The sequence below is a fragment of the Streptococcus sp. HMSC034E03 genome, assembly GCF_001811505.1.
Lineage (GTDB): Bacteria > Bacillota > Bacilli > Lactobacillales > Streptococcaceae > Streptococcus.
In genome coordinates this window covers 1-10,308 of record NZ_KV805004.1, presented here as the reverse complement: position 1 = coordinate 10,308, position 10,308 = coordinate 1, and the positions used below count along the sequence as shown (strand labels likewise).

The following is a 10,308-nucleotide window of genomic DNA, read 5'->3' as shown; positions in this document are numbered from 1 at the left end:
CTTTTCATTATAGATCTTATGGGACTTTTTTTGTTTTGGTACCCAGAATGATTTTTATGTAAAATTTTTGTACAAAATCATCGGATTAATTTCTTATTTTATAAAAGTTGAATACTAACGCATATACTTATAAAGCAAGTCTTTCTTTAACAAATCACTAACTAAAAATGTGCAGTAATTATTTTATTATAAGCTTTAAAAATACAGGTGAGGAAGATTTTTACTAGCTTTGATAAGTATGATAATTCTAACTGATATAAACAAAGTTATCGTATTAAATATCAAGATAGTTCTGGGCTTAATTATTTTATAGGATTGGCTATTAGTAAGAAATATGGTATAATATAGGGTGAGACCTTCTTAATAAATAGTGAAAGAGTATAAAATGAAAAAAATTGTCATTAACGGCGGGAGACCATTGAAAGGTGAAATTACGATTAGTGGCGCTAAAAATAGTGTCGTAGCCTTGATTCCTGCCATTATTTTATCAGATGATGTTGTGATTTTGGATTGTGTTCCAGACATCTCTGATGTAGCTAGTCTTATTGAGATTATGGAAATCATGGGAGCTAGTGTCAAGCGTTATGACGATGTTCTTGAGATTGATCCTCGTGGTGTTCAAAATAAACCAATGCCTTATGGTAAAATTAATAGCTTGCGTGCGTCTTATTATTTCTACGGTAGTCTTTTAGGACGTTTTGGTGAAGCAACTGTAGGTTTGCCTGGAGGGTGTGACCTAGGACCACGTCCGATTGATTTGCATTTAAAAGCATTTGAAGCTATGGGAGCTAAGACAACCTACGAGGGAGATAATATGAATCTCTCAACCCAAGGATCAAGTCTACATGGTGCACATATCTATATGGATACTGTTAGTGTTGGTGCAACAATCAATACGATGCTAGCAGCAGTAAAAGCTAAAGGTCGAACAGTTATTGAAAATGCTGCTCGCGAACCTGAAATCATTGATGTGGCTACATTATTAAACAATATGGGAGCTCACATTCGTGGCGCGGGTACAGATATGATTACAATTGATGGTGTGGATAGCTTGGACGGGACACGCCACCAAGTCATCCCTGACCGTATCGAAGCAGGTACATATATTTCAATGGCAGCTGCAGTAGGTCATGGGATTCGAATTAATAATGTACTTTATGAGCATTTAGAAGGATTTATTGCTAAACTTGAAGAAATGGGAGTTCACATGACTGTTTCTGAAGACAGTATTTTCGTCGAAGAGCAAACAAATCTAAAGGCTGTTAATATTAAGACAGCTCCTTATCCAGGTTTCGCAACAGATCTTCAACAGCCTATTACTCCTTTGCTATTAAAAGCAGAGGGGCGTGGCACATTGATTGATACAATCTATGAAAAACGTGTCAACCATGTTTTTGAATTAGCCAAAATGAATGCAGATATTTCAACAACAAACGACCACATACTTTATAAGGGTGGAAATCCTTTGCAGGGTGCAAAAGTTAAGGCAACAGATCTACGTGCTGGAGCTGCCTTAGTTATTGCTGGCTTGATGGCTGAAGGAAAAACAGAGATTACCAATGTTGAATTCATCCTTCGAGGCTACTCGAATATTATCGAAAAATTGCGTAATCTTGGTGCAGATATTGAGCTAATCGAAGATTAGCAATTTGAAGATTGCAATGAATATCTGGACTAAATTAGCAAAATTTTCTTTCTATGAGACGGAACGTTTATATTTCCGTCCCTTCTTTTTTACAGATGTAGATGATTTTCATCAACTTGCATCAGATCCTGAAAATCTTCAATTTATCTTTCCTGCACAAGCAAGTATTGAAGAAAGTCAGTATGCTCTTGCCAATTATTTTATGAAATCACCATTGGGGATTTGGGCTATTTGTGATAAAAAAGAGCAAAGAATGATTGGAGCTATCAAGTTTGAAAAGCTTGATGAAATTAAGAAAGAAGCAGAAATTGGCTATTTTTTAAAGAAAAACTATTGGTCTCAGGGGTATATGACTGAAGCAGTTACCAAATTACGAGATTTATCCATGAACGAGTTTGCATTGAAGCAACTTTCTATTGTGACACATCTAGAAAATGTTGCTAGTCAGAAAGTAGCAGAAAAATCAGATTTTGTTCTTTATCGTCGTTTTAAAGGTAGCGATCGTTATACCCGAAAGATGCGGGATTATCTAGAATTCCGTTATACAAAAGGAAATCTAAATGAGTAAACACCAAGAAATATTAGCCTACTTGGAAGAATTACCAGTTGGGAAGCGTGTCAGTGTTCGTAGTATTTCAAATCGACTGGGAGTAAGTGATGGTACAGCATATCGGGCTATCAAAGAAGCTGAAAATAGGGGACTTGTTGAAACACGTCCTCGAAGTGGAACAGTACGTGTAAAGTCAAAAAAAGTAGCTATTGAGAAATTAACGTTCGCAGAAATTGCAGAAGTTACAGGCTCGGAAGTTTTAGCTGGTCAAGTTGGATTGGACAGAGAATTTAGTAAATTCTCCATTGGAGCGATGACTGAAAAGAATATTCTTTCTTATCTTCATGATGGTGGCTTACTTATCGTAGGAGATCGAACACGTATTCAGTTATTAGCACTTGAAAATGAAAATGCTGTCTTGGTAACAGGTGGATTTGAAGTTCATGAAGATGTTTTGAACCATGCTAATAAAAAAAATATTCCAGTATTGCGCAGTAAACATGATACATTTACAATTGCGACTATGATCAACAGAGCTTTGTCTAACGTTCAGATTAAGACAGATATTTTAACGGTTGAAAAAATCTATCGTACTAGTCATGAATATGGATTTCTACAGGAAACGGATACTGTCAAAGATTATCTAGACTTGGTTCGTAAGAATAGAACGAGCCGTTTCCCTGTTATTAATCAGCATCAGGTTGTTGTTGGTGTAGTTACTATGCGTGATGCTGGGGATAAATCACCTGGTACAACGATAGATAAGGTCATGACAAGGACAGTCTACATGACTGGTTTAGCCACGAATATCGCTAACGTTAGCCAGAGAATGATTGCTGAAGACTTTGAAATGGTACCTGTTGTGAGAAGTAATCAAACTTTACTTGGTGTTATTACTAGACGGGATGTCATGGAAAAGATGAGCCGCTCTCAAGTTTCAGCTTTACCAACATTTTCAGAACAGGTTGGTCAGAAGTTATCTTACCACCATGATGAAGTTGTCATTACGGTTGAACCATTTATGTTGGAAAAAAATGGAGTCCTTGCAAATGGAGTTCTTTCAGAAATTTTGACCCATATGACGCAGGATCTAGTCGTGAATAGCGGACGTAATCTCATCATTGAACAGATGTTGATTTACTTTTTACAGGCTGTTCAGATTGATGATATCTTGCGAATTCAGGCTAGAATTATTCATCATACGAGAAGGTCAGCCATTATCGACTATGATATTTATATCAATCATCAAATCGTATCAAAAGCAAATGTTACTGTAAAAATTAATTAAAACTAGGAGAAAACATGATTACATTAAAATCAGCTAGAGAAATCGAAGCAATGGATAAGGCTGGCGATTTTCTTGCAAGTATTCACATTGGTTTGCGTGACATCATCAAACCAGGTGTAGATATGTGGGAAGTAGAAGAGTATGTTCGACGTCGTTGTAAAGAAGAAAATTTCCTTCCACTACAAATCGGTGTTGATGGGGCAATGATGGATTATCCTTATGCCACTTGCTGTTCACTCAATGACGAAGTAGCTCATGCTTTTCCACGCCACTATATTTTGAAGGAAGGCGATTTGCTGAAAGTTGATATGGTCCTTGGTGGGCCAATCGCTAAGTCTGACCTCAATGTTTCTAAACTCAATTTTAACAACGTTGAGCAGATGAAAAAATATACTCAAAACTTTACGGGCGGCTTGGCAGATTCTTGTTGGGCTTACTCTGTTGGAAAACCGTCAGAAGAAGTTAAAAACTTAATGGACGTTACCAAAGAAGCTATGTATAAGGGAATTGAGCAGGCTGTTGTAGGAAACCGTATTGGAGATATTGGAGCTGCTATTCAGGAATATGCTGAAAGCCGTGGTTACGGAGTTGTTCGTGATCTTGTAGGACACGGTGTTGGTCCAACTATGCATGAAGAACCAATGGTACCTAACTATGGTATCGCAGGTCGTGGTCTCCGCCTTCGTGAAGGCATGGTCTTAACCATTGAGCCTATGATCAATACAGGTGATTGGGAAATCGATACAGATATGAAAACAGGCTGGGCACATAAAACAATCGATGGTGGACTATCATGTCAGTACGAGCATCAGTTTGTTATTACTAAAGATGGGCCTGTAATCTTGACAAGTCAAGGTGAAGAGGGAACTTATTAATCAAAAAAGGAGCTGAGCTCCTTTTTTGATTCTTTCAAGTTGAAAATAAATTTGCGTAGCGGATTTCTTACAAACGTTTTCTTTTATAGTAAAATAAAAGATGACTATATGAAAGAAGGTTCTTAATTGGAAAGTATTTTATTTTTTATTTCTGTCTTTATTGCTGGGGTCTTGTCATTCTTTTCTCCCTGTATCTTTCCCTTGTTACCAGTATATGCAGGTGTTCTGCTAGATGATCAAGAGAAGTCAAAGACATTTCGTTTTTTGGGTAAAGACGTTGCCTGGTCAGGATTGATTCGTACCCTCTGTTTTATTACGGGTATCTCTCTCATTTTCTTTATTCTTGGATTTGGAGCAGGATTCCTTGGGAATTTACTTTATGCTGACTGGTCCCGTTATGTCATGGGAATCATGATTATCATACTGGGATTGCATCAGATGGAAATTCTTCATCTACAAAAATTAGAGGTACAAAAAAAAGTAACATTTAAGCAAAAACAGTCTAGTAAATATTTGTCGGCCTTTTTATTGGGTATCAGTTTCAGTTTTGGCTGGACTCCATGTATAGGCCCAGTTTTAAGTTCTGTTTTAGCACTGGCTGCCTCAGGAGGAAATGGAGCTCTTCAGGGGGCCTTATTAACCCTCATTTACACTCTTGGAATGGCACTTCCATTTTTAGTTCTGGCCTTGGCATCAGGTCTTGTCATGCCTTATTTTAGTAGAATCAAATCCCACATACTTTTATTGAAGAAAATTGGTGGTTTATTGATCATTCTCATGGGAATTTTATTAATGTTGGGACAGTTAAATGTCTTATCTGGGATATTAGGATAAAAGGAGTTATCTATGAAAAAAATTATCTATTTTGGACTTAGTTTCTTGTCTCTCATTCTTCTGATTGCTTGTGGCAAGGAAGAAAAAAAATCGAGTCCACAAAATCAATCAAATCAGACACAACAAGCGCCTGTGAAGCAAGTAGCTATTGGAGCAGAAGCACCTGATTTCACCCTCCAATCGATGGATGGAAAAGAAGTCAAATTATCTGATTATAAAGGTAAAAAAGTTTATCTTAAATTTTGGGCATCTTGGTGCGGACCATGTAAGAAGAGTATGCCAGAATTGATGGAGCTTGCTGCTAAGGAAGATCGCAATTTCGAAATTTTATCTGTCATTGCGCCAGGGCTTCAAGGTGAAAAAACTGTAGATCAATTTCCAAAGTGGTTTGAAGAACAAGGTTATAAAGACATCCCTGTTTTATATGATACAAAAGGAGCTGTTTTTCAAGCCTATCAAATTCGAAGTATCCCTACAGAGTATCTAATTGATTCACAGGGTAAAATTGCTAAGATGCAATTAGGTGCAATTAGTAACGCAGATGCAGAAGCAGCTTTTGCTCAAATGAAATAAAGTAATGAAATATAAAAATGTCTAGACAAATCGTCTAGACATTTTTTCTAACATAAATTAGTTTTTTGAAGCTGCTTGGAATTCAGGGTTTTTCCAAGCTTCATCAATAATAGCTTGCAATTCTTTTGCTGAAGCTTGCATTTTTTGAGTTTCAGCATCGTTCAATGGGATGTTAACTGGACGAACAATACCGTGTGCACCAACGATAGCTGGTTGACCGATAAAGACGTTTTCAACTCCGTATTGACCTTCTTGGAATACTGAAAGTGGAAGAACAGCATTTTCATCATCAAGGATAGCTTTTGTGATACGAGCAAGGGCTACTGCGATACCGTAGTATGTTGCACCTTTTTTGTTGATGATTGAGTAAGCAGCATCACGAACTGAGATGAAGAGTTCTACAAGGTCAGCTTCATCCAAGTCACGGTTAGCTTGCAACCATTGTTCCAATTTTACACCGGCAACGTTAGCGTGTGACCAAACAGCAAACTCAGAGTCACCGTGTTCACCCATGATGTAGGCGTGAACTGAACGAGCATCAACGCCGATTTTTTCAGCAAGTGCTTGACGGAAACGAGCTGAGTCAAGTGAAGTACCTGAACCGATAACACGTTCTTTAGGGAAACCTGAGAATTTCCAAGTTGAGTAAGTCAAAACGTCAACTGGGTTAGCTGCAACAAGGAAGATACCGTCGAAACCAGAAGCAACAACTTGTTCAACGATTGATTTGTTGATAGCAAGGTTTTTACCAACAAGGTCAAGACGAGTTTCACCTGGTTTTTGTGGAGCACCAGCAGTGATAACTACAAGGTCAGCGTCCGCACAGTCTTCATACTTAGCTGCATAAATTTTCTTAGGTGAAGTAAAAGCAAGCGCGTGGCTAAGGTCTTCAGCATCACCAACAGCTTTTTCAAACAATTGAGGAATTTCAATGATACCAAGTTCTTGTGCAATTCCTTGGTTAACAAGAGCAAAAGCGTATGATGATCCTACGGCACCGTCACCGACAAGGATAACTTTTTTGTGTTGTTTAGTTAATGTCATTTGTCTAAACATCTCCTTCATTTTTTAAGGGCTTCCCCCGTTTAGTTTCATTCTATCACTTTTAAATAGCTTTGTCACGGATATAACATCCACTTGGCCATGTAAACGTTTTAGTCGGATTGGAAGACTGAAATCTAGGTCAAACTATGGTATAATATATCTAGTTACTAATAGTGAAATGAGGCATTTGTTAATGCAAGATAAAAATTTAGTGAATGTCAATCTGACAAAGGAGATGAAGACCAGCTTTATCGACTACGCCATGAGTGTTATCGTATCGCGGGCCCTTCCTGATGTTCGAGATGGGTTGAAACCAGTTCATCGTCGTATTCTATACGGTATGAACGAATTGGGTGTGACACCAGATAAACCTCATAAGAAATCTGCCCGTATTACAGGGGATGTCATGGGTAAATACCACCCGCACGGTGACTCATCTATCTACGAAGCTATGGTTCGTATGGCGCAATGGTGGAGTTACCGTTACATGCTTGTAGATGGGCATGGGAACTTTGGTTCCATGGATGGTGATGGTGCCGCAGCTCAGCGTTATACCGAAGCACGTATGAGTAAGATTGCTCTTGAAATGCTTCGTGACATCAATAAAAATACCGTTGATTTTGTTGATAACTATGATGCCAATGAACGTGAACCTGTTGTTTTACCAGCTCGTTTTCCAAATCTTTTGGTCAATGGAGCTACAGGTATCGCTGTTGGTATGGCGACTAATATTCCGCCACATAACTTGGGTGAAACCATTGATGCTGTTAAGTTAGTGATGGATAATCCAGAAGTCACAACCAAGGAATTAATGGAAGTTCTTCCTGGTCCAGATTTCCCAACTGGTGCCCTTGTTATGGGGAAATCAGGTATTCATAAGGCCTACGAAACTGGTAAAGGATCGATTGTGCTTCGTTCTCGTACTGAAATCGAAGAAACTAAGACTGGTCGCGAACGTATCGTTGTAACAGAATTTCCATACATGGTCAACAAGACTAAAGTCCATGAACATATTGTGCGTTTAGTTCAAGAAAAACGTATCGAAGGAATTACAGCTGTTCGTGATGAATCAAACCGTGAGGGAGTTCGCTTTGTTATCGAAGTGAAGCGTGATGCGTCAGCCAATGTTATCTTGAACAACTTGTTCAAGATGACTCAAATGCAAACTAGCTTTGGATTTAACATGCTGGCTATCCAGAATGGTGTACCAAAGATTCTTTCTCTTCGTCAAATCTTGGATGCCTATATTGAGCACCAAAAAGAAGTGGTGACTCGTCGTACTCAATTTGACAAAGAGAAAGCTGAAGCGCGTGCACACATCTTAGAAGGTTTGTTGATTGCTCTGGACCACATCGACGAAGTCATTCGTATCATCCGTGCCAGTGAAACGGATGCAGAAGCCCAAGCTGAATTGATGAGCAAGTTCAAGTTATCTGAACGTCAAAGTCAGGCAATTCTTGATATGCGTCTCCGTCGATTGACAGGTTTGGAACGTGACAAGATTCAGTCAGAATATGATGAGCTTATTGCCTTGATTGCTGACTTGGCAGACATTCTTGCAAAACCAGAACGCGTAGCGCAAATTATCAAGGAAGAATTGGATGAGGTCAAACGTAAGTTTGGCGATCCACGTCGTACTGAGTTGATGGTTGGTGAAGTCTTGACTCTTGAAGATGAAGACTTGATTGAAGAGTCTGATGTCCTTATCACTCTATCAAATAAAGGTTATATCAAACGTTTGGACCAAGACGAATTTACAGCTCAAAAACGTGGTGGACGTGGCGTTCAAGGAACTGGAGTTAAGGACGATGACTTTGTGCGTGAATTGGTTTCAACCAGCACTCACGATCATTTGCTATTCTTCACCAATAAAGGACGTGTTTATCGTCTTAAGGGATATGAAATTCCAGAATACGGTCGTACAGCCAAAGGGTTGCCAGTTGTCAATCTTTTGAAACTGGATGAAGGTGAAAGCATTCAAACCATTATCAATGTTGAATCAGAACGTAGTGATGATGCTTATCTCTTCTTTACAACTCGCGCAGGTATTGTCAAAAGAACCAGTGTCAAAGAATTTGCCAACATTCGTCAAAATGGTCTCAAAGCCTTAAATCTGAAAGATGAGGATGAGTTGATTAATGTCTTACTAACTGAAAAAGACACAGATATCATCATCGGAACCAGATTAGGCTATGCAGTTCGTTTCAGTCAGTCTTCAGTTCGTAGCATGAGTCGTATTGCCACTGGTGTTAAAGGGGTAAACCTTCGTGAAGGTGATGCTGTAGTTGGAGCAAGGGTGATTACTGACCAAGATGAAGTCCTTATCATTACTGAGAAAGGATACGGTAAGCGCACAGTTGCGACTGAATATCCAACAAAAGGGCGTGCCGGTAAGGGAATGAAAACAGCCAATGTTACTGAAAAAAATGGTCCTCTGGCTGGTCTCTTAACAGTAAAAGGGGATGAAGATCTGATGATTATCACTGACACAGGTGTCATGATTCGAACCAATGTTGCCAATATTTCACAAACGGGACGTTCAACTATGGGAGTAAAAGTGATGCGTCTAGATCAAGATGCTAAGATTGTGACTTTTACAAGTGTTGCAGCAGCAGAAAAAGAAGAAGTTGGGGCAGAACAGGAAACAGAAAGTGAAGCATAATGTCTAAAAAAATCAATAAAAAGAAAAATAAACGAAAAAATCTGTTGATCAATATATTGGCAGGATTTCTGATACTGCTATCAATCGCTTTGATTTTTAACGCTAAAATCCGTGATATTTTTATGGTTTGGAATACTAATAAGTACCAAGTAAGTCAGGTATCAAAAGAAAAATTAGAAGAAAATCAGGATACAGAAGGAAATTTTGATTTCGATTCAGTGAAGGCTATCTCATCTGAAGCGGTTTTATCTTCGCAGTGGGATGCCCAACAACTTCCTGTTATTGGTGGAATTGCCATTCCTGAAGTAGAGATTAACCTACCTATCTTTAAAGGTTTAGATAATGTGAACTTGTTCTATGGGGCAGGAACCATGAAACCAAATCAAAAAATGGGAGAGGGAAATTATTCTCTCGCTAGTCACCATATTTTTACAGCTGAAAATGCCAGTCAGATGCTCTTTTCACCTTTGGTCAATGCCAAAGAAGGGATGAAAATTTATTTGACTGATAAGGAAAAGGTTTATACCTATGTCATTCGTGAAGTCAAACACGTTACACCTGACCGCGTTGATGAAATAGAAGACCGTGAGGGAATCAAAGAAATTACCTTGGTAACCTGTGTAGACTACAATGCCACAGAACGGATTATCGTGAAGGGAGATTTCAAAGAAGTGAAACCTTATGCAGAAACTCCATCAGATGTCTTAGAAGCCTTTAATAAGCCTTATAAGCAAAGATATTAAGAGATAAGATTATTAAAAAAGGTTTGCTAGTATTAGCGAACCTTTTTCTTATGTGACTTTCGGTCCGTCTCGCTCCGTTAGGTGCGAGACAAAA

The 10,308-nt window shown here is 38.6% G+C and carries 9 protein-coding genes; 8 read left to right on the top strand and 1 reads right to left on the bottom strand.

Annotation, left to right across the window (positions count from 1 at the left end; genetic code table 11):
• Positions 1-385 precede the first annotated feature (385 nt).
• The 6 genes from HMPREF2805_RS10370 to sdbB all read left to right on the top strand — a co-directional run bounded on the left by HMPREF2805_RS10370 (position 386) and on the right by sdbB (position 5,765).
• Entirely contained in the window at positions 386-1,645 is a 1,260-nt protein-coding gene (locus HMPREF2805_RS10370; RefSeq protein WP_075232439.1) for a UDP-N-acetylglucosamine 1-carboxyvinyltransferase, read from the top strand.
• Between the two features lie 16 nt (positions 1,646-1,661).
• Positions 1,662-2,213: a GNAT family N-acetyltransferase gene (locus HMPREF2805_RS10365; RefSeq protein WP_001028718.1), complete on the top strand. Its 552-nt coding sequence runs from the start codon at positions 1,662-1,664 to the stop codon at positions 2,211-2,213.
• Complete coding sequence (gene spxR, locus HMPREF2805_RS10360; protein ID WP_075232438.1) at positions 2,206-3,483, top strand: CBS-HotDog domain-containing transcription factor SpxR; 1,278 nt, start codon at positions 2,206-2,208, stop codon at positions 3,481-3,483. The genes HMPREF2805_RS10365 and spxR overlap by 8 nt, the downstream gene beginning before the upstream one ends.
• 14 nt (positions 3,484-3,497) lie before the next feature.
• A complete protein-coding gene (locus HMPREF2805_RS10355) occupies positions 3,498-4,358 on the top strand; it encodes a methionyl aminopeptidase (RefSeq protein WP_075232437.1) in 861 nt (286 codons plus the stop codon).
• A gap of 126 nt (positions 4,359-4,484) precedes the next feature.
• A complete protein-coding gene (gene ccdA2, locus HMPREF2805_RS10350; protein WP_075232436.1) occupies positions 4,485-5,192 on the top strand; it encodes a thiol-disulfide oxidoreductase-associated membrane protein CcdA2 in 708 nt (235 codons plus the stop codon).
• Between the two features lie 12 nt (positions 5,193-5,204).
• On the top strand, positions 5,205-5,765 hold the full coding sequence (sdbB, locus tag HMPREF2805_RS10345; RefSeq protein WP_075232435.1) for a thiol-disulfide oxidoreductase-associated lipoprotein SdbB: 561 nt from the start codon (positions 5,205-5,207) through the stop codon (positions 5,763-5,765).
• Positions 5,766-5,822: 57 nt separating this feature from the next.
• Here sdbB and HMPREF2805_RS10340 read toward each other — a convergent pair whose 3' ends face one another.
• Positions 5,823-6,809 carry an L-lactate dehydrogenase gene (locus HMPREF2805_RS10340; RefSeq protein WP_000176425.1) on the bottom strand — a complete coding sequence of 329 codons (987 nt, stop codon included), beginning with the start codon at positions 6,807-6,809 and terminating at the stop codon, positions 5,823-5,825.
• 193 nt (positions 6,810-7,002) lie between these two features.
• Here HMPREF2805_RS10340 and gyrA point away from each other — a divergent pair, with 193 nt between their 5' ends.
• Both gyrA and HMPREF2805_RS10330 read left to right on the top strand, forming a co-directional pair.
• Complete coding sequence (gyrA, locus tag HMPREF2805_RS10335; protein WP_075232434.1) at positions 7,003-9,471, top strand: DNA gyrase subunit A; 2,469 nt, start codon at positions 7,003-7,005, stop codon at positions 9,469-9,471.
• Complete coding sequence (locus HMPREF2805_RS10330; protein ID WP_075232433.1) at positions 9,471-10,214, top strand: class A sortase; 744 nt, start codon at positions 9,471-9,473, stop codon at positions 10,212-10,214. Before gyrA ends, HMPREF2805_RS10330 begins: the two co-directional genes overlap by 1 nt.
• Positions 10,215-10,308 lie beyond the last annotated feature (94 nt).

What these genes read in the sequence shown, in the direction of transcription:
- HMPREF2805_RS10355 (WP_075232437.1), top strand. Translation starts at nt 3,498, where the DNA reads ATGATTACATTAAAATCAGCTAGAGAAATCGAAGCAATGGATAAGGCT.
- HMPREF2805_RS10370 (WP_075232439.1), top strand. Translation starts at nt 386, where the DNA reads ATGAAAAAAATTGTCATTAACGGCGGGAGACCATTGAAAGGTGAAATT.
- spxR (WP_075232438.1), top strand. Translation starts at nt 2,206, where the DNA reads ATGAGTAAACACCAAGAAATATTAGCCTACTTGGAAGAATTACCAGTT.
- sdbB (WP_075232435.1), top strand. Translation starts at nt 5,205, where the DNA reads ATGAAAAAAATTATCTATTTTGGACTTAGTTTCTTGTCTCTCATTCTT.
- HMPREF2805_RS10340 (WP_000176425.1), bottom strand. Translation starts at nt 6,809, where the DNA reads ATGACATTAACTAAACAACACAAAAAAGTTATCCTTGTCGGTGACGGT.
- HMPREF2805_RS10365 (WP_001028718.1), top strand. Translation starts at nt 1,662, where the DNA reads ATGAATATCTGGACTAAATTAGCAAAATTTTCTTTCTATGAGACGGAA.
- HMPREF2805_RS10330 (WP_075232433.1), top strand. Translation starts at nt 9,471, where the DNA reads ATGTCTAAAAAAATCAATAAAAAGAAAAATAAACGAAAAAATCTGTTG.
- gyrA (WP_075232434.1), top strand. Translation starts at nt 7,003, where the DNA reads ATGCAAGATAAAAATTTAGTGAATGTCAATCTGACAAAGGAGATGAAG.